Here is a 20,188-nt window from a genome sequence, read left to right on the forward strand (position 1 = left end):
TTCATACTTCCGCACGCCCGGATCTCCCCTTACTCAGGAGGTCCTGTGATTCTTCCCCTCTTCACCCAGGGTATTTATGGTCGTCTGCGCCAGCAGGCAGGAGACGACTGGACGCACTACGTCGCCCACCCTTTTGTTCGCCAGCTTGCTGACGGCTCCCTGCCCGAACCGGCCTTCCGCCGCTATCTTACCCAGGACTATCTGTTCCTGATCCACTTTGCCCGCAGCTATGCCCTGCTGGTCAGCAAACTGCGCACCCTGCCGGAGATGCGCGCCGCGTCCGCCTCACTGAACGCTATTTTGGGCGAACTGCCGCTGCATGTCGGCTATTGCGCCGGCTGGGGGTTGGACGAAGCGCTGATGGCTGCCGAGCGCGAAGCCCCTGAAACGGTGAACTACACCCGCTACGTGCTGGATATTGGCCATTCCGGCGATACGCTGGATCTGCTGGTGGCGCTGATGCCCTGCGTCGCCGGCTACGCGGAGATTGGCCTCGGGTTGCTGCACGACCCGGAAACCCGCTTTACCGATAACCCCTACGCATCGTGGATCCGCAACTACGGCGACGCCGGCTATCTCGAGGGCGTCACTGCCGCCATTGGTCTGCTGGAAACCCTGTGGCAACAGCGCGGCGCCGAATCGCGCTTCGCGGATCTCAGTGAAATCTTCGCCACCGCAACGCGGCTGGAAGCAAACTTCTGGCAAATGGGGCTGAATGCCGCCACGGAGGCTACGGCGTGACAGCCCCGACCCTTCATGTCCGGGAGCTGAGCCTGCAGTTTGGCTCGCGGATGATTTTCGCCAATCTGTCGTTCGATCTTCCTGGCGGGCAGTGGACCTCGTTGCTGGGGGCCAGCGGCGTGGGTAAAACCAGCCTGCTGCGGATTATCGCCGGACTGGCCTCGCCAACTCACGGGCGGGTTTACGCCAGCGACGGCGAGCCGCTCGGCCACCGTCTGGCGTGGATGGGGCAAAAAGATCTGTTGTATCCCTGGTTGAGCGTGCGTGAGAACGTCGCGTTAGGGGCCAGGCTACGCGGAGAGCGCACCGACACGCCGCGCGTGAACCGCCTGTTAGAACAGGTTGGGCTCAGCCACTGCGCCGACGATCGTCCCGCCGCGCTCTCCGGCGGCATGCGTCAGCGGGCGGCGCTGGCACGCACCTTATACGAAGACCGCCCGCTGGTGCTGATGGATGAACCCTTTTCCGCGCTGGATACCATTACCCGCACGCGCATCCAGACGCTGGCGGCGGAGCTGCTGGTTGATCGCACCGTAGTGCTGATTACGCACGATCCGATGGAAGCCTGCCGGCTGAGCCATCGGCTGCTGGTGCTCTCGCTCGCGGCGGGCGGCATGGACGATTCACACCATCTGGCGGGAGTCCCGCCCCGTGCGCCGGACGATCCGCTGTTGCTGACCAGCCAGGCCGAACTGCTGCAACAGCTGATGAGGGCCAATGGATGAGCGGCAAACTGTTTCGCGGCGGCGTGGTGTTCTGTGGCCTGCTGCTGCTGTGGTGGCTGGCAAGCCGCAGCGGTATCCCGGCGTTCCTGCTGCCGTCACCGGCGGCGGTGGCCGAAGCCCTGTGGGTTAATCGCAGCTGGCTGAGCTGGCACACCCTGGTCACCCTCAGCGAGATCCTCAGCGGTCTGGCGCTTGGCGTGCTGCTCGGGGTGGTGCTGGCCCTGTGTATGATCGTCTCGCCACGGCTGCAGCGCTGGCTGATGCCGCTGGTGCTGACCAGCCAGGCTATTCCGGTGTTCGCCCTCGCCCCCCTGCTGGTGCTGTGGTTTGGCTTCGGGATGAGCGCCAAAGTCATGATGGCGGTGCTGGTGATCTTCTTCCCTGTGACCTCGGCATTTTTTGATGGCCTGCGGCGGGTCAATCACGACTATCTCGATCTGGCCCGCACCATGGGCGCTTCTTTCGGCGCGCAGCTGCGTCACGTACGCCTGATGGCGGCGCTACCGGCGCTCGGCTCTGGTCTGCGGATGGCCGCCGCCGTCGCGCCAATCGGCGCGATCATCGGTGAATGGGTCGGGTCGGCGGAAGGCCTCGGCTACGTGATGCTCAACGCCAATGCGCGCATGCAGACCGACGTCTGTTTTGCCGCCCTGTTTATTTTAGTGCTGCTGACGGTCCTGCTGTGGCTGGCGGTAGATGCCTTTTTACACCGGCTGATTAACTGGTCGCCGGAATAATGACCGACACGGAAACAAGGAATAGCCATGAAAAAATCGATGTTCGCCGGATTGACCTTCAGCGCCCTGCTCAGCGGGCAGGCCGTCGCTAACGAAAAGCTGACGCTGGTGCTGGACTGGTACATCAACCCGGACCACGCCCCGATTATGGTGGCAGAGCAGATTGGCGCGTTCAAAGCCCAGGGGCTGGACGTCAAGATCGTTCCGCCGTCCGATCCGGCGCTGCCGCCGCGTCTGGTGGCCGCAGGCCAGGCGGACCTGGCGATAACCTATCAGCCGCAGGTGCACTTCTTCGCCGATGAAGGGCTGCCGCTGGTCCGGGTCGGCACGCTGATTGACTCGCCGTTAAACACGGTGATCGCCCTCGATAAAAGCATCAAAACCCCGGCCGACCTGAAGGGCAAAAAGGTCGGGTATTCGGTGAGCGGTATCGAGCAGGCGACGCTGGCGACCATGGCGCAGAACGCCCATATCGACCCGAAAAGTATCAGCCTGATCAATGTTAACTTCCAGCTGACCAGCGCCCTGCTGGCGGGCCAGGTTGATGCGGTGATTGGCGGCTACCGTAATATAGAAGCGCTGGAGCTGAAACTGCAGGGCAAAGCGCCGCAGGTGATGAACGTCGAAGATTTCGGCGTCCCGGCCTATGACGAACTGGTGATTGTCGCCAATCGCGACCAGCTGCACGCGGCGAAAATCAAAAAGTTCCTCGTGGCGCTACAACAGGGTGTGAGCTATCTGCGCGCCCATCCGCAGGAGACCTGGCAGACCTTTGCCGCCGCCCACCCGGAGCTCAACACCGAACTGAACAAGCAGGCCTGGATACAAACGGTGCCGCTGTTTGCCGATCATCCGGCGGCGCTGGATAAGTCGCGCTATGAAGCTTACGAACAGTTTTTATATAACAACAAGTTGCTCAAAAAAATCACACCTTTGAGCAATTATGCGGTTGAACTGCAGTGAGTAACCCTACCGCTGACGGAACTTTTTCCGTCAGCAAACCCAGCGAAGCGGTAATTACCAACCGCTGATTTACTTACCAGAAATTACACTTTTATTGCTGTTAATGCGTTAAAAATAAACCATGAAAATCAGGTGGTTATCATTGATTTTGGCAATGTAAAATTAACGTAAAAATACCTCAATAAATAAAACGTTGAATGCAGATTTAAAAAGCCATATATTGTGCGCGCTTTATGAATGGCGATTCATTTTCTTAAACCAATTATTCAACCAGAACTCAACCGTAGCGCTGGTTGTGGGAGTGATATGATGACGGATAAAGTCCGTATTGATACTTTAAGTGCAGATTTATTGGACGCTAACAACGAAACCTTTTTGGCCCGTCAGGCTGAATTCGAATCGAACGTCAGGAGTTACCCACGTAAGCTGCCGCTGGCGATTGCTAAAGCGGAAGGTGTGTGGTTAACCGATGCGGATAACAAACAGTACCTGGATTGTCTTGCCGGTGCTGGGACCCTGGCCCTTGGCCACAACCACCCTGATGTGCTGCAAAGCATCCAAAGTGTCATTACCAGCGGCTTGCCGTTACATACTCTCGATCTGACCACCCCGTTAAAAGATCGCTTCTCCGAATACCTGCTCTCTTTGCTGCCTGGCGAAGGGAAAGAATATTGCCTGCAGTTCACCGGCCCGTCCGGCGCTGACGCCGTGGAAGCGGCCCTGAAGCTGGCGAAAAAATACACCGGTCGTTCTTCCGTTATCAGCTTCTCCGGCGGCTATCACGGGATGACCCACGGTGCGCTGTCGGTGACCGGTAACCTGTCACCGAAAGAAGCCGTTAACGGCATGATGCCGGAAGTGCAGTTTATGCCGTATCCGCACCAGTACCGCTGCCCGCTGGGTATCGGCGGTGAGGCTGGCGTCAAAGCCCTGACCTACTACTTCGAAAACCTGATTAACGACGTGGAAAGCGGCGTGCGTAAACCGGCGGCGGTGATCCTTGAAGCCGTTCAGGGTGAAGGCGGCGTAAACCCGGCTCCGGTCGAGTGGCTGCAGCGCATCCGTAAAGTGACTCAGGAACACGGCATTCTGCTGATCATCGACGAAGTTCAGGCTGGCTTTGCCCGTACCGGTAAACTGTTTGCCTTCGAACACGCCGGCATCGAGCCGGACATTATTGTGATGTCAAAAGCCGTCGGCGGCGGTCTGCCGCTGGCCGTTCTGGGTATCAAGAAACAGTTTGATGCCTGGGAACCAGGTCACCACACCGGCACCTTCCGCGGCAACCAGCTGGCGATGGCAACCGGCCTGACCACCCTGCGTCACCTGAAAGATAACAACATTGCTGGCAAAGTTGCGGCACAGGGCGAGTGGCTGAAAGGCAAACTGGCCGAGATGCAAAAACGCTACCCGGTGATGGGCCACATTCGCGGTCTGGGCCTGATGATCGGTATTGAGATCGTTAACCCGAACGACGCACAGGATCACATGGGTTGCTACCCGGCTGACGGCGCGCTGTCTGCCCTGCTGCAGAAGAAATGCTTCGAAGCGGGCCTGATCCTTGAGCGCGGCGGTCGCGGTGGCTGCGTACTGCGCCTGCTGCCGTCCCTGCTGATCAGCGATGCTGAGCTCGGGATTTTCCTCGACAAATTTGAACAGGCCATGCTGGCCGCCGGTGTAAAACCGGTCTGAATGGAGCGAATGACCGCAATGTCCAAATTGAATCCGATCCTTGCCGGTTCGCCGCAAAGTATTGAGGCCTACCAGCAGGTTATCAACCAGACCAGCCAGGCCGTCGCGCAGTGGCTGCAGCAGCCTGAGATGTACCAAGGGAAAAGCGTCGCCGAACTACGCGAGCGCATTACTCTTGAGTTCACCGAGCAGGGTCTGGGTAACCAGGCGGCGATTGAACGTGCGATCGAGTACTTCCTGAAAGACAGCCTGTCGGTACACCACCCGCAGTGCGTGGCGCACCTGCATTGCCCAAGCCTGGTGGTAAGCCAGGCGGCGGAAGTGCTGATCAACGCCACCAACCAGAGCATGGACTCCTGGGACCAAAGCCCGTCGGCCACCATCATCGAGATGAAGCTGATCGAATGGCTGCGTGTCCGGGTGGGTTACCAGCCAGGCGACGCCGGTGTATTCACCAGCGGCGGCACCCAGAGCAACCTGATGGGCCTGATGCTGGCGCGCGATGCGTTCTTTGCACGTCAGGGTCACTCAATCCAGCAGGATGGTCTGCCGGGCGATATTCGTAAGTACAAAGTGCTGTGCTCTGAAAACGCCCACTTCTCGGTGCAGAAGAACATGGCGCTGATGGGCCTCGGCTACCGTTCCGTCACGCTGGTCAAAACTGACCGCTTTGCGCGCATGGATGTCGAAGACCTGAAAGCGAAAATCGCTGAGGCGCAGGCCAACGGTGAGCAGATCATGGCTATCGTGGCAACGGCCGGTACTACCGACGCCGGTGCTATCGACCCGCTGCGCACCATTGCCGGTATTGCGGCAGAGCATCAGATCTGGCTGCACGTCGATGCGGCATGGGGCGGCGCGCTGCTGCTGTCCGAGCAGTATCGCGATTATCTGGACGGCATTGAGTGCGTGGATTCCATTACCCTGGACTTCCACAAGCAGTTCTTCCAGACCATCAGCTGTGGCGCGTTCCTGTTAAAAGATCCGCGTCACTACGAGCTGATGCGCTACCAGGCGGCCTATCTGAACTCCGAGTTCGATGAAGAGCATGGCGTGCCGAATCTGGTCTCCAAATCGCTGCAGACTACCCGCCGCTTCGATGCCCTGAAGCTGTGGATGGGCCTGGAAGCGCTGGGTCAGAAACAGTATGCCGAAATCATCGATCATGGTGTCACCATGGCGAAGCGCGTTGCGGAGTACGTCACGGCACAGCCTACGCTGGAGCTGGTGATGGAACCGCAGCTGGCAAGCGTACTGTTCCGTTCACGTCCACAGCAGATGGCCGGCAGCGATGCCGTAGCCATTGCCCTGCTGAACCAACGTGTCGGCGACGCGCTGCTCGATTCCGGCCGGGCCAACGTCGGCGTGACCGAGCATAACGGCGTGACCTGTCTGAAGCTGACGCTGCTGAACCCGATTGTCACCCTGGATGACGTGAAGGTACTGCTGGATCTGGTTGAGCGTACCGCGCAGGAGCTGCTGGCGAAATAAGGCGTCACCGAATGCCTGGCATTCGGGCCTGTTGTTGCAGCAGCGTACAAAAAGCCGATAACTGTGGTTATCGGCTTTTTTATGCCTGAAACAAAACGTGACAGCGTCACATGTTTTCAGCTTCTGGCCTCCTGCAACAGCTGCTGGATAACCTGCTCCTGCCGGGCATAATCCCCCTCGCCAAACGCGGTGTAACGCAGCTGACCGTGAGCATCAAACAGATAATGGGCCGGCCAGTACTGATTACCGAAGGCATTCCAGATGGCATAGCCGTTATCCGCCACCACCGGATAGGTAATTTTCCATTGCGCGACCGCCTGACGCAGCGCCGGCAGCGAACGTTCCCACGGGTATTCCGGCGTATGCACCCCAACCACCACCAGGCCCTCGGTGCGATATTTGTTGGCCCACTCGCCTACGTGCGGCAGCGTGTGCTGACAGTTAATACAGTCCCGGGTCCAGAAGTCGATCAGCACCACCTTCCCTTTCAGGTCTTCCGGGCGCAGCGGCGGACTGTTGATCCACCCGCTTCCTCCGGCCAGCGACGGTAACGCGCTGGAAGGCGGCGGTGCCACGGGTTGTAGTACCGCCGCCGGCTGAACCATCGGCAGACCCGCGCTCAGCCGCTGCTCCAGCGCCTGAGTCAGGCCGCTGGCCCCTTGCAGGTAACGATCTGCCCCGCTGGCAATTAGCGTCACCGAAGCGAGGATCGCCGCCCCCGCCACCTGGCGCAGCCGCTGGCTGAACGCCAGTCCGCGTTGCAGACGCGCCACCAGTCGCGAACCAAACCACCCCAGTAGCGCCAGCATCAGCGCACAGCCGCTGCCGTATGCCGCCAGCAGGACCCCGGTGGTGACCGAACTGCCGCTGAGAAAACCAACGCTGAGGATCGCCCCCAGCACCGGGCCGGCACAGGGCGCCCACAGCAGGCCGATGGCCAACCCTGCCAGCAGGGCCGAGGCACCACCCGCCTGGCGATAGCTGCGATCGTTTATTCGATTACCCAACGCCACTAGCGGCGCGCTCAGGCGCTGGGCGATACCGGTCGACAGCAGACTCAGGCCGACCAACGCCAGGAACAGCAACGCCAGCCAGCGCCCCACCACGGTCAGGGTCACCACCCAACTGCTGGTGACGGTCACCAGCAGCGACACGCCGGTAAACATCAGCACCATACCGCCGAGGGTCAGCAGCAGATGCCCGCGTTTCCCGCGCAGGCTGGCAAAAATAAGCGGAATGACCGGTAAGGTACAGGGACTCAGCAGCGTCAGCATGCCGCCAAAAAAAGCGATTAGCACAGACATCATCTTCACCTCATCATCAACGCGTGGCCGGAAGTGGCTACAGGCCCATTACAGCAGGCGGATGTCGTGGCAATGTGTCTGACATCGTGGGGTATTGTCAGCTCAGGTATCGCTTTCCACGGGAGATACAGAAGGATACAAAGCGGCGGCGTCGAGGCGCAGGCTGACCTCAAGCCCGCCCTGCTCACGGTTGCGCAGTTTAAGGGTACCCTGCATCTGGCTCGCCAGATGCGCGGCAATCGCCAGCCCTAACCCGGTACCGCCGGTATCGCGGTTGCGCGAGTTTTCCAGGCGATAAAACGGCTGCAGCACAGCATCGAGATACGCCTCCGGGATCCCCGGACCATTATCACAAACCGCAATAATCGCGTCGCCGTTGTCGCTATATTCCAGGGTAATCGCGACAGATTCACCGAACTTTAAGCCATTATCGATCAGGTTAGTCATAATCCGCCGCAGCGCCTGCGGCGCAACCCGTACCGGTGCATCGCCCGCAGCAGGCGTAAAGGTCACCGGCCTGCCGACGTCGGCATAGTCCAGCGCAATGCTGTCCAGGAATGCATTCAGGCTCAGGTTCTGACGCTTCTCTTCCAGCGGCTGCGCCGAACGGGCAAAGGCGATGCCTTCCCTGACCAGGCGGCTCATATTATCAAGATCCTGCAGCAGCTTATCGCGCAGCTCCGGCGCGTCGGCCATCTCGACCCGCAGCTTCATGCGGGTAATCGGGGTCTGGAGATCGTGGGAGATAGCCGCGAGGATCCGTGCCCGCTCCTGAAGATGGTCGTGGATCCGCGTCTGCATCGCATTAAACGCCCGGGCGGCGTGCTGCACTTCCAGCGGTCCCTGCTCCGCCATCATTCCCGGAGTGCTGTCCGCCGGTTCAAGGGCATCAATCGCCCGGGTAAAACGGGTCATCGGGCTGACCACCTGGCGCACGGCATACCACGCGCAGGCCAGCAGCAGCACAAACTGAGCGAACAGCACCGCCGGGAGCCAGCGGGCGATGGCCGGTAAGCGCGGCCACAGATCGATGCTCAACGGCGTGCCGTCGTGGAGGATGACGTGCGCCTGAATGTGCTCTCGCGGACCGGGCAGCGCCACAATACTAAGCGGATAGTGTCCGCTGAGCGCCTCCTGTAACGAACGCACCGCATCGCGGGAACGCCAGCTGGTGGGATATTCTCCGCTCGAACCGGCAGAGAGCTGATACCGGTAGTTACCCCGCGCCAGCCGTGCCAGCCAGTGCGGGCGCTCGGCGGCGGGCAGCCGGTCAAGGATCGCCACGCTGGTGGCCACATCGTATTCGAGGTTGCCCAGCATCACGCTACGGGCGCTGCTCATCCGCTCATACAGCAGCAGCGACAGCGTCAGGGCGTTAGTCAGGATCAGGGCGAGGAAAATCATCACCATCAGCCGGGCGCGCAGCGAGGCGGGCCACAGTTTCATTCCCGCGCCTCACGGATGGCCACCGGCACCGACAGCACATAGCCTTCGCTGCGCACGGTTTTGATGTAGGCCGGTTCGCGGGCATCTTCGCGCAGCCGCTGTCGCAAGCGGCTGACCAGCAAATCGATCGACCGCTCAAACAGCTCCGCATCGCGTCCCTGGGTCAGATTCAGCAATTGATCGCGGTTGAGCACCCGCTGCGGATGGTCGAGAAAAACCCGCAGCAGACGATACTCCGCCCCGCTGAGGGCCACAATGATACCGTCGTGATCCAGCAGATGACGTGCCGAGGTATCCAGCTGCCAGTCGCCGAAGGCGATCAGCCTGCCCGCCTCGGTAATTTGCAGATTGGGCGGCAGCGCGCGGGTTCGCCGCAGGATGGCTTTAATGCGCGCCAGCAGTTCACGGGCGACAAAGGGTTTAACCAGATAGTCATCGGCACCCATCTCCAGTCCCAGAATACGATCGCTGTCGTCGGCACGCGCGGTCAGCATCAGCACCGGGATATTGTGCTGACCGTCGTTGCGCAGCTGGCGGCAGAGGGTCAGGCCGTCGTCGCCGGGCAGCATAATATCCAGCACGATCAAATCCACATGCTGGCTGTGCAATACCGACCACATTGCCTTGCCGCTGGCGGCTCCGGTGGCGCGATAGCCTGACTTTTGCAAATAGTCGCTGAGCAGTTCGCGAATATCGCGGTCGTCATCGACAACTAAAATGTGGTCAATATGTTCCAATGCCGGCTCCATTCAGAATGAGTACAACTCAAAAAGAATATGCGTTGTTGCCGGAAGCGCAACCCCACGCCCCCGGCGCAGGGGCTACAAACGGTCGGCATCAATCACCGCTTGCGCAAAGTGCAGCGGATCTTCCTGAGGCGGGTTGTGGCCGATGTTGCCGGTTAAGGTACGGTGCTGATATTTTCCGGTAAATTTCGCCCGATAGCTTTCCGGTTTCGGATGTGGCGCGCCGTTGTTGTCACCTTCAAGGGTGATGGTCGGCACGCTAATCGGCGGCAGCTGCGCCAGCTTTTGCTCATAGGCAGCATAGCGCGGTTCGCTTTTATCGATCCCCAACCGCCAGCGATAGTTACTCACCGTCACCGCGACATGGTCCGGGTTATCCAGCGCTTTGGCACTGCGGGCAAATTCGGCGTTGCTGAATGTCCAGCCCGGCGAGGCCTGATGCCAGATCAGCTGCGCGAAGTCGTGGGTGTTCTGGCGATAGCCCGCCTCACCGCGCGCGGTGGCGAAATAGAACTGATACCACCATGACAGTTCCGCCTGCGGCGGCAGCGGTTTTTCACCCACCTGCTGGCTGCTAATCAGATACCCGCTCACCGAAACCAGCGATTTCACCCGTTCCGGCCACAGCGCCGCCACGATGTCCGCCGTCCGCGCACCCCAGTCAAACCCGGCGAAATCGGCCTGTTTAATCTGCAGGGCATCCATCAGCTGGACAATATCTTCCGCCAGGGCCGAAGGCTGACCGTTACGTGGCGTGCTGGTGGAGAGAAACTGTGTGCTGCCATAGCCGCGCAGGTAAGGAACGATCACCCGAAACCCTTTTTGCGCTAACGCCGGTGCCACCTTCTCGTAGCTATGGATATCATATGGCCAGCCGTGCAGCAGGAATACCGGCTGACCATCGCGCGGGCCAATATCGACATAGCCGACGTTCAGGTCACCGGCCTTTATGTGTTGAATATGATTGAAGGCCTCGGCATCTTCCGCCGCACACACGCCAGCCGACCACAGCGCCGATAACGCCAGCATCAGCGCGCTACTTTTACGAAACAGAGATAATGTGTTCATCAGCAACCCCACTTGTTAACGGAGAAATAAGAGAGTACGCCAACAGTTAAGCAGGGTTTTGTATATGGCATATGGTGGAACAGGCGGGTTTTTGTATCACTGTGTAGAGCGCGGTACGCCAGATACAATGTGGTACAAAGCAGCTCTGAATCTATACCGAAGAGTGCCCGGCCAGAAGCTGGCCGGGTGTTAGCGGGTTATTGCGCGTCGACGCTGTCCACCTGCGGAACGTTAGGATCGGCCGCTGTATCATCGTTCGGCGCATTGGCCGGATCAAAGATGTGGTCGAGGATAGCGCGCGCCGTCGGCCCGGCCACCACGCCATCGCCGCCGCCGTTCTCCAGAATCAGCGCCATCGCCACCTTTGGATGCTGATACGGCGCAAACAAGGTGTAGAAAATATGGTCGCGCAGGCGCACCGGGATCATTTTGGCGTTGTAGGTCTGATTCTCTTTCAGGCTAAAGACCTGCGAGGTCCCGGATTTCGCCGCAATCTGATAGGGCGCGGTATGGAACAGTTTATAGCCAGTGCCGTTCGGCAGGTTCGCCATCCCGTACATTCCGTTGCGCACGATGCCCCAGTACGGCGATTTCGGGTCGCCGACCTGCGGGGTATTCTCCGGCGGCTGGTAGCGTTCGACTTTATTGCCCTGCTTCATCGAATAGAGCAGATGGGGATTTTTCACCTTACCGTTGTTAATAAGCGTGGTCAGCGCTTTCACCATCTGGATCGGCGTGGCTACCCAGTACCCCTGGCCAATCCCCACCGAAATGGTATCCCCTTGATACCAGGGCTTCTTGTGGACCCGCTGTTTCCATTCACGGCTCGGCAGCACGCCAGCATACTCTTCATTCAAATCGATACCGGTGGACTGGCCGTAACCAAACTTGCTCAACCAGCTATGGATCCGGTCGATACCCATTTCAAAGGCCACCTGATAGAAGAAGGTGTCGGCGGACTCTTCAATCGCTTTGGTCACGTTCAGCATCCCGTGGCCGCTTTTCAGCCAGTCACGATAGCGGCGTTGGGTGCCGGGCAGCGTCCAGGTTGGCGCGCCAAAGAAGCTGGTGTTGGGGGTAATCACCCCGGCGGAGAGCGCCGAGAGCGCCATATAAGGTTTTACCGTTGACGCCGGGGGATACAGCCCCTGGGTGACGCGGTTGATCAATGGCCGATCCTGGTTATCGAGCAGCGAACGATAGGCTTTAAAACCAATGCCTTTAACAAAAGGATTCGGGTCGTAGCTGGGGCTGGAGACCATCGCCAGAACGCCGCCATCGCGCGGGTCGACGGCAACCACCGCCGCACGCTGGCCTTTCAGCACCCCTTCGATGTACTGCTGCAAATGCAGATCCAGCGTCAGATAGATATTCTTCCCGGCGACCGGCGGCACCTCTTTGAGCAGGCGCACGACGCGACCGTGGTTATCCACCTCCACTTCCTGATAGCCGGTGGTGCCGTGCAGCTGCTGCTCGTAATAGCCTTCAATGCCTTGCTTGCCGATGTTGTGGTCCGCGGCATAGTTCTCTGACTCGCCGTTTTTCGCCAGCCGCTGCAGGTCGCTGTCGTTGATTTTCGAGACATAGCCCACCACGTGGGCCAGCTGCGCGCCATAGGGATAATCGCGTTGCTGGTAGTTCTCTACCGTAACGCCGGGAAAATGAAACTCGTTCACCGCAAAACGGGCCACTTCGACGTCGCTGAGATCCGACTTCAGGGTCACCGGCTTGTAGCGGCTGTTATGGTGCATATCGTCGCGGAAGCTGGCGATATCGTCCGGGGTTAAATCGACGATCGGCGTTAAGGCGCTCAGCAGCGCGGTCATATCCGGGATTTTGCTGGGGATCACCTCTAAGCGATACAGGGTGATGTTCTGGACCAACGGGATACCGTTACGGTCGAAAATAAGCCCGCGGCTCGGCGCGATAGGCACCATTTTGATGTCATTCTGGTTCGATCGGGTCTGGTAAAAGTCATGCTGCTCAACCTGCAGGTGGTAGAGGTTAAAAATCAGCACGCCAAAACAGACCACAACCAGTAGAAATGCGACCACGGCTCGACGAATAAACAGCATCTCTTCTGCTGAGTGATCGCGTATTTCATCTCTCAATTGGCTCATTAACGGCAATTCACTTGAGTTTCAATGGAAGGCTAAAAAAAGAAAAAGCGCAGCAGGATAGCCTTATCAAGGCGTTAGCCCTACAGAAAGGTTGCTAATGATTTAGGAGAAATGTTTCAGCATGTTAAGCAGGCAGGATAATGGTGCCATGTAAGTGTGACGCCGTCACGTTTGAGCCTCTGCCCGATGCAGGCAGAGGCTTCAGGGATTACTGGTGATTCAGCCAGGCGCGCCAGCCGCCAAAGTCGGTGATATCGGTGGCACCTTGCAGGCCATAAGCCTCACAGATAAACCCGCTCAGCCAGCGGCCATCTGCCAGTTCCACCTTCCCCAGCCCCAATGGCGCGGGAATGGCCGCCAGCAGCGAACCCAGCTCCGAAGAGGGGAGATCCCAGACTTCCACGGCAATCGCCGCGCCACGGTCGTTATCCCGGACCATACCCGGACGTTTGCCGTCAGCCAGAGCGTACAGCCGGTAATGGGCGGCGCTTTGCAGCGCCGTCAGCAGCCGTCCGCCCCGCTCCCGCAGCTGGCCATTCAGCGCCAGCCCGTCAAGATGAGCGCCGCACACCACCAGGGACAGGCGATCGTGGCTGGCCTGGGGGAGCGGCAACGTGTCGGGAATCAGGTGACCGCCAACCAGCGGTAGCGGCTGGATCCGCTGGAAAGCATCCGCCAGCCCGAGCAGGTACTGGTCGGTAAAGACCCGGCCAAACAGGGTCACGCCGGAGGGCAAGCCGTTATCCATAAAGCCGACCGGCACGTTGACCGCCGCGTAATCCAGCAGGTTCATAAAGTTAGTGTAGTAACCGAGGTCGGCATTGCGCTTCACCGGTTCGGCCTCCAGCTCCGCCAGGGTGACCGGGCGAGGATAGGTCGGCGTCAGCACGCAGTCCAGTCCCTCCAGCAGCGCATCGCACTGCGCCTTATAAGCCTGCAACTGGTACATCGCTTCGAAGGTTGCCACCGCGTCGGTCTGCGGCGCTTTTGCCAGCACGTCGCGGATCACCGGCAGCACCGCCTCCGGCTGCTGCTCAATCAACGACCCCACCACCGCATAGCGTTCCGCTACCCACGGCCCCTCATACAACAGTCGGGCGGCGTCGAGGAACGGCGTCATATCGAGACTGACCGGCACCCCGCCGAGGGCCATCAGCCGCGCTTTGGCCTGTATAAACAGCGCTTCGCTCTGCGAGCAGCCGAGGAAGTTCAGCGTCTGCGGAACCCCGAAGCGGAAATGTGCCGGCGGTGCACCAAACGCCTGACGACCGTTCCACTGCGGGTTACGGCGGCTGTAGGCATCCCGCGGGTCATATTTCGCGGTCAGCGCCAGCAGCTGGCTGGCCTCTTCTGCGGTAGCGGTCAGGAAGGTGGTGCAGTCCAGCGTCCGGCAGGCCGGGACCACCCCGGCGGTGGAGATCAACCCCTTGCTGGCCTTCAGGCCAACCAGATTGTTCAGCGAAGCCGGTACCCGCCCGCTGCCCGCGGTGTCGGTGCCGAGGGCAAAACTGGCGACGCCCAGCGCCACCGCCAGCGCCGACCCGGAGCTTGAACCACCGGACGGATAGTCCGCATGATAGGCATTGCGGCAGCGTCCGTACGGCGAGCGGGTGCCGTTCAGGCCGGTAGCAAATTGGTCGAGGTTAGTTTTTCCGACCGGTATCGCGCCGAGGGCAATCAGCTGCGCCACAATGGTGGCATCCTCGGAGGCGGTGCGTGACCACGCCGGACAGGCGGCGGTGGTGGCGATCCCGGCCAGATCGATATTATCTTTGATGGCGAACGGCACGCCGTACAGCGGCAGCGTGTGCGGATCAACGCCGTCGAGCGCCGACAGCCACGGCTCCTGCTCCTCGGCCGTCAGAATATGGATAAACAGCTGGTATTCCGGGTTCAGCGCCTGCGCCCGCTGGCGCAGGTCGGCCAGCAGCTCGCGCGGCGTGAAATCCCCGCGTTGCCAGGCCTGCGCCAGACTGCTCAGGCGTAAATCAAAGGTCCGCAGGCTCATACTTTTTCCTCCAGAATCACCGCCACACGTTGCCCGGCGCGAACCGACGCACCGGGTTGAACATTCACCTGCTGGATCACGCCATCGCATGGCGCCAGCAGCGGGATCTCCATCTTCATCGATTCCAGCACCAGCAGCACATCACCGGCGCGAACCCGACTGCCCGCCACGGTCTGCACCTGCCAGAGGTTGCCGGAGATCGGGCTTTCCACCCCCTGCTGTCCACCCTGCAGCGGCGCGTCGTCGCCCTCTTCGCTCAGTACTTCCTGGCTGTCGAAATGCGCCTGCCCGCTGGCGATCCAGCGATCGCGTTCGTCATTAAAGGCGCGCTGCTGATGCTCACGAAACGCCTCAATGCTTGTCGCCTCACGGGCCAGGAACTGCTGGTACTCCGCCAGACGCAGCGTGCTGTGTTCGATGCGCAGCGGATAGCGGCCCAGCGGGAAATCGCGGCGGATCTGCAGCAGTTCGTCGGCGGAGACCGGGTAAAAACGCAGCTGATCGAAGAAGCGCAGCAGCCACGGCTTACCGGCAAATTCGGCCACCTCGTGATAGCGATTCCACATTTGCAGCGTACGGCCAACAAACTGGTAGCCGCCGGGGCCTTCCATACCGTAGACGCACAGATAAGCCCCGCCGATACCGACCGAGTTTTCCGCAGTCCAGGTGCGCGCCGGGTTGTATTTGGTGGTCACCAGCCGGTGACGCGGGTCGAGCGGCGTCGCCACCGGCGCGCCAAGATAGACATCCCCCAGCCCCATCACCAGATAGCTGGCGTCGAATACCGTCTGCCACACCGCCTGCTCATCCGGCAGATCGTTAATCCGGCGGATAAATTCGAGGTTGCTCGGGCACCACGGCGCATCCCGGCGCACGGTGGTCATGTATTTGTCGATGGCCTTGCGACAGGCCGGGTCATCCCATGACAGCGGCAGATGCACCACCCGCGTCGGCACCTGCAGATCGTCGCTGACGCACACCGTGGCCCATTCACTCGCCACCCACGCCAGCAACGCATCGAGGGTCAGGGTTTCCGGCTGGAAGTGCACCTGCAACGAGCGTATTCCCGGCGTCAGGTCGATCACCCCAGGGCGGGACTGGCCCTCCAGGGCCTGCATCAGGGCGTGAATACGAAAACGCAGCACCAGATCCAGCTCCGGCTCCCCCGCCTCCAGCAGCAGATGGGTATCGCCGGACAACCGCGCCACCAGGCGTTTATCCGCCTCGCCGCAGCTCATCACAATCGGCGAACTCAGCGGCGCGGGTTGCCAGGCGACGTCGGCGATCTCAAGGGTAGCCAGCTCCGCGTGGTAGCCCGCCGCCAGCTGACGGGCGGTAGGCAGATCCACCGCCACAAAGCGGACTTTATCGCCGGCTTTCAGCTGGCCGAGCTGCCACAGGTCGGCCTCAATGACCGTCACCGGGCAGACAAACCCACCGAGACTTGGTCCGTCTGGCCCGAGGATCACCGGCATATCGCCGGTGAAATCCACCGCACCGACGGCATAGGGGTTATCGTGAATATTCGACGGATGTAGCCCCGCTTCGCCGCCGCTATCGCGCGCCCACAGCGGTTTCGGGCCAATCAGCCGCACCCCGGTGCGGCTGGAGTTAAAATGCACTTCCCAGTCGGTGGCGAAAAAGGTGTCGATATAGTCGGCGGCAAAAAACTCCGGCGCGCCGTGCGGGCCGTAGATAACCCGCAGCGTGCGGGTCCCGGCGAGAGGATGCGCCAGCGCCGCAGGCAGCGTGGCGTCCGGTACCGCCGGTGCATCCGCTGCGAGATGCAGCACATCCCCGCTGCGAAGCGCGCGCCCGGCATGGCCGCCGAACTGCCCCAGCGTAAAGGTGCTTTTGCTGCCGAGATACTCGGGTACCTGCAGCCCGCCGCGCAGGCAGAGATAGCTGCGCACGCCGGCGTCGGCCACGGCGCCAATTTTCAAGGTCGCCCCGGCGGGAATGGTGAAGACCTGGTGCATCGCCTGGGCGACACCGTCCAGCGTCACCGCGATCTCTGCCCCGCTGACCACCGCCTGCGTCTGGCAGTTAAATTTCAGCGTTGGCCCGTTAAGGGTGATCTCCAGCGCCGCTTCGCCTTGCGGATTGCCCAGCAGACGGTTGCCCAGACGCAACGCCCGGTCGTCCATCGGCCCGGATGGCGGGACGCCTACCGCCCAGTACCCCAGGCGACCGGGATAATCCTGCACGCTGGTCTGCGTTCCGGCACTGAGGACCTCGACGGTCGTGGCCCGGTAGTGCAGCTGATCCAGACAACGCGTCCAGGGCTCGCCATCGGCAAACGGCGCGAACGCCAGAATGTGCTGCAGGTACAGCCGGTTAGTTTCGACGCCGTACAGACGGGTCGCCGCCAGCGCCTGCGCCAGTTCAGCTATCGCCGTATCGCGGTCATCCGCACAGGCGATCACTTTTGCCAGCATCGGATCAAAAAATGCCGGGACTTCACACCCGGCTTCCACCCAGCGGTCGATACGCAGGGTCTTACCATCCGCCGGCGGGAACACCACTTCGGTCAGCAGCCCCGGCGACGGCTGGAACTGACGGCCCGGATCTTCGGCGTACACTCGCGCCTGAATCGCGTGGCCGCGTGGTTTCAACCCGTCAAGCAACGTGGACAGCGGCGGTAAATCACCGGCGGCGAGGGCAATCATCCAGCCCACCAGGTCAACGCCCCAGACCTGCTCGGTGACGCCATGCTCCACCTGCAGGCGGGTGTTCACTTCGAGAAAATAGAAACGCTGCGCCGCGCTGTCGTAGACAAACTCCACCGTCCCGGCGCTGCGGTAGCTGACCGCTTTACCGAGGGCAACCGCCGCATCACAGAGGGCCTGCGCCATGCCAGCCGGTAAGCCGGGCGCCGGGGTTTCTTCGATCACTTTCTGATTACGCCGCTGGATCGAACAGTCACGTACTCCGAGGGCGATCACCTCGCCGTGGCCGTCGCCAAAGATCTGCACTTCCAGATGACGGGCGCGTTCAATGTATTTTTCGACGAAGACGCCAGCATCGCTAAAGTTGTTCTTGCCGAGGCGCTGGACGGTTTCAAAGGCTTCCGTCAGTTCGGTGGCGTCATAGCACACCCGCATCCCGATCCCGCCGCCGCCGGCGGTGCTTTTCAACATCACCGGATAGCCGATGGTTTGTGCCGCACGGCAGGCTTCATCGCTGTCGGCCAGCAGGCCGGTACCTTCCAGCATCGGCACGCCCTGCGCTTTTGCCAGCGCCCGGGCGGTGTGTTTCAGGCCAAAGGTTCGCAGCTGCTCCGGGGTCGGGCCGACAAACACCAGCCCGGCGGCTTCGCAGGCTTCGGCAAAGGCGGCGTTTTCCGACAAAAAGCCGTAGCCGGGATGAATCGCCTCGGCCCCGCTGTCGCGCGCGGCGGCAATGATCTTGTCGGTCACGAGATAGGTTTGCGCCGCCGGGCCGTCGCCAAGGCTAATGGCCTGATCGGCTTCGCGAATGTGCAGACTGCTCAGGTCCGCATCAGAATAGACCGCCACGCCTTTCACCTGCATGGCGCGTAAGGTGCGCAGAATGCGGCAGGCAATGGCGCCACGGTTAGCAATTAATAAGGTCTTGAACATACACGGGACTCACATCGTGGCGGGTCGTCCCGCAGCAAAAGAATCAGCCTCCCCAGGGTCGTCCCCGGGGCGCGCAAGGAGTCAGGGCTTACGCGTAGGTGTAGTTGTCAGACGTTCGGCGCGCACGGCAAACAGGCGGTAGGCCAGCAGGCGCCAGCGTTGCCAGCGGTTCAGTTCCATACCAGCACCTCCGCCGGCGTTGGGTTCCAGCCGTTGCAGGGGTTATTCAGCTGCGGGCAGTTGGAGATCAGCACGATGATGTTGCATTCGGCGCGCAGCTCAACGTACTTCCCGGCGCCTGAGATCCCGTCTTCGAAGGTCAGGCCGCCCGCTTCGGTCACTGGCACGTTCATAAAGAAGTTAATGTTGGCGGCGATATCGCGCTTATGCAGCCGGCCGTCATGCAGACAGGCGCACAGAAAGTTGTCCCGGCAGCTGTGCATGTAGCGTTTGTCCAGGGCATAGCGCACGGTGTTGCTCTCCTGGGCGCAGGCGCCGCCAAGGGTATCGTGACGCCCGCAGGTATCGGCCACGATGGTCAGCAACGGGTTGCCGAGATTGGAGTACAGCACGCTGCCGGTCGTCAGGTAGACATTGCCCTGACGGCGCAAGGTGCGCTGTGCATCGTACCGTTCGCGCGGGTTATCGGCATGGTAAAACAGGGTATCGACCGCCTGATTGCCTTCAAGATCGAGCAGGCGCAGGGTCTGGCCTTGTTTGATTTCGAACATCCACGGTTCGCCCGCCGGGATCTCGTGGCGATAGACGGCATCGGCCGGGTTACGGGTACTGGTGACAAGGTTCATCGCAGACTCCTTATAAGGCGAACAGCTGGGTGTTGGTAAAGGCGCGCTGGTTCTCATCGCGGGTAAACAGCGATTCCACCGTCGCCTGCTCGTCGTCGGCCTGGTACCAGCTCAGTTGAACCGGGCGTGGCGCGTAGTCGGTAGCGGGATCCAGCGGATGCGGCATCGCGGTCATGACCATCAACACGTCCATCGGGGCGAACAGCTCCACGTAACTTCCCGGCGCGGAGTGCGCGGTGCAAAACGCAAAACGCCCCGCACTGTCAACGGTCACTTTGCTGAAGAAGTTGACCACCATCAGCAGGTCTTCGAGGCCGAGATCCCATTTGCCCATTTCAACCAGCAGGTTGTCGGTGCCGTTGCGATGAAAAGCGTTGCGCAGCTCCTGGTAGCGTCCGGTACCATATTTTTCTGCCGTCTCCTGAGCATTGAGCACGCCACCGAACGGGTCGTGCCAGCCGCAGCTGTCGGCGACGATACCGGCCAGCACCCGTCCCATATCGGAGTAGAAACAGTGACCGCGGGTCAGACGCGCGGTGTGTTGCCCTTTGAGGGTGTCCGGCAGGTTCAGTCGTTCGCTCTTTTCGTGGGGGTTGAGCATCATCATGCTGAGGTTAGCGCCGCCGTCGAGGTCGGTGAGACGCAGGATCTGTCCGCGACGCAGAATGAACGAGGTCTGTCCCCCGCCCGGCAGACGCTCTTCGCGCAGGCTCGGTGAAGTGTGTAAAGGCGTGGTCAT

General features: G+C 60.8%; 15 protein-coding genes. 6 read left to right on the top strand and 9 right to left on the bottom strand.

Features of this window, described 5'->3' with window-relative positions:
• Positions 1–45 precede the first annotated feature (45 nt).
• The 6 genes from ACMYSN_RS02430 (at position 46) to ACMYSN_RS02455 (ending at position 6,349) form a co-directional block, all read left to right on the top strand.
• The gene (locus ACMYSN_RS02430; protein ID WP_462496871.1) at positions 46–741 is read left to right on the top strand and encodes a TenA family protein; all 696 of its coding nucleotides are present in this window, start codon (positions 46–48) and stop codon (positions 739–741) included.
• Positions 738–1,466 carry an ABC transporter ATP-binding protein gene (locus ACMYSN_RS02435; RefSeq protein WP_462496872.1) on the top strand — a complete coding sequence of 243 codons (729 nt, stop codon included), beginning with the start codon at positions 738–740 and terminating at the stop codon, positions 1,464–1,466. Before ACMYSN_RS02430 ends, ACMYSN_RS02435 begins: the two co-directional genes overlap by 4 nt.
• A complete protein-coding gene (locus tag ACMYSN_RS02440; protein ID WP_462496873.1) occupies positions 1,463–2,203 on the top strand; it encodes an ABC transporter permease in 741 nt (246 codons plus the stop codon). The genes ACMYSN_RS02435 and ACMYSN_RS02440 overlap by 4 nt, the downstream gene beginning before the upstream one ends.
• 27 nt (positions 2,204–2,230) lie before the next feature.
• Entirely contained in the window at positions 2,231–3,166 is a 936-nt protein-coding gene (locus tag ACMYSN_RS02445) for a type 2 periplasmic-binding domain-containing protein (RefSeq protein WP_462496874.1), read from the top strand.
• Positions 3,167–3,472: 306 nt separating this feature from the next.
• A complete protein-coding gene (locus ACMYSN_RS02450) occupies positions 3,473–4,858 on the top strand; it encodes an aspartate aminotransferase family protein (protein ID WP_462496875.1) in 1,386 nt (461 codons plus the stop codon).
• A 9-nt stretch (positions 4,859–4,867) separates the two neighbouring features.
• Positions 4,868–6,349, top strand: coding sequence for a pyridoxal phosphate-dependent decarboxylase family protein (locus tag ACMYSN_RS02455; protein ID WP_462496876.1), 1,482 nt, complete (start codon positions 4,868–4,870; stop codon positions 6,347–6,349).
• Positions 6,350–6,465: 116 nt separating this feature from the next.
• Here ACMYSN_RS02455 and ACMYSN_RS02460 read toward each other — a convergent pair whose 3' ends face one another.
• The 9 genes from ACMYSN_RS02460 to ACMYSN_RS02500 form a co-directional block, all read right to left on the bottom strand.
• Complete coding sequence (locus ACMYSN_RS02460) at positions 6,466–7,653, bottom strand: cytochrome c biogenesis protein DipZ (protein ID WP_462498186.1); 1,188 nt, start codon at positions 7,651–7,653, stop codon at positions 6,466–6,468.
• A 102-nt stretch (positions 7,654–7,755) separates the two neighbouring features.
• Positions 7,756–9,099, bottom strand: a complete 1,344-nt coding sequence (locus tag ACMYSN_RS02465) for a sensor histidine kinase (protein ID WP_462496877.1) — start codon at positions 9,097–9,099, stop codon at positions 7,756–7,758.
• Entirely contained in the window at positions 9,096–9,836 is a 741-nt protein-coding gene (locus ACMYSN_RS02470; RefSeq protein WP_123754307.1) for a response regulator, read from the bottom strand. The genes ACMYSN_RS02465 and ACMYSN_RS02470 overlap by 4 nt, the downstream gene beginning before the upstream one ends.
• Before the next feature lie 84 nt (positions 9,837–9,920).
• Positions 9,921–10,913 (bottom strand): alpha/beta fold hydrolase, encoded by a 993-nt coding sequence (locus ACMYSN_RS02475; protein WP_462496878.1) that lies wholly within the window; start codon positions 10,911–10,913, stop codon positions 9,921–9,923.
• A gap of 197 nt (positions 10,914–11,110) precedes the next feature.
• Positions 11,111–13,033, bottom strand: coding sequence for a penicillin-binding protein 2 (mrdA, locus tag ACMYSN_RS02480; RefSeq protein WP_462496879.1), 1,923 nt, complete (start codon positions 13,031–13,033; stop codon positions 11,111–11,113).
• A gap of 208 nt (positions 13,034–13,241) precedes the next feature.
• Positions 13,242–15,041, bottom strand: coding sequence for an allophanate hydrolase (gene atzF / locus ACMYSN_RS02485; RefSeq protein WP_462496880.1), 1,800 nt, complete (start codon positions 15,039–15,041; stop codon positions 13,242–13,244).
• Positions 15,038–18,643, bottom strand: a complete 3,606-nt coding sequence (gene uca / locus ACMYSN_RS02490) for an acetyl-CoA carboxylase biotin carboxylase subunit family protein (protein WP_462496881.1) — start codon at positions 18,641–18,643, stop codon at positions 15,038–15,040. The genes atzF and uca overlap by 4 nt, the downstream gene beginning before the upstream one ends.
• A 170-nt stretch (positions 18,644–18,813) precedes the next feature.
• Positions 18,814–19,449, bottom strand: a complete 636-nt coding sequence (locus tag ACMYSN_RS02495; protein ID WP_154143811.1) for an urea amidolyase associated protein UAAP2 — start codon at positions 19,447–19,449, stop codon at positions 18,814–18,816.
• Positions 19,450–19,459: 10 nt separating this feature from the next.
• Positions 19,460–20,188, bottom strand: a complete 729-nt coding sequence (locus tag ACMYSN_RS02500; protein WP_462496882.1) for an urea carboxylase-associated family protein — start codon at positions 20,186–20,188, stop codon at positions 19,460–19,462.

Source organism: Klebsiella sp. R445 (assembly GCF_051131755.1).
Lineage (GTDB): Bacteria > Pseudomonadota > Gammaproteobacteria > Enterobacterales > Enterobacteriaceae > Klebsiella > Klebsiella lignicola.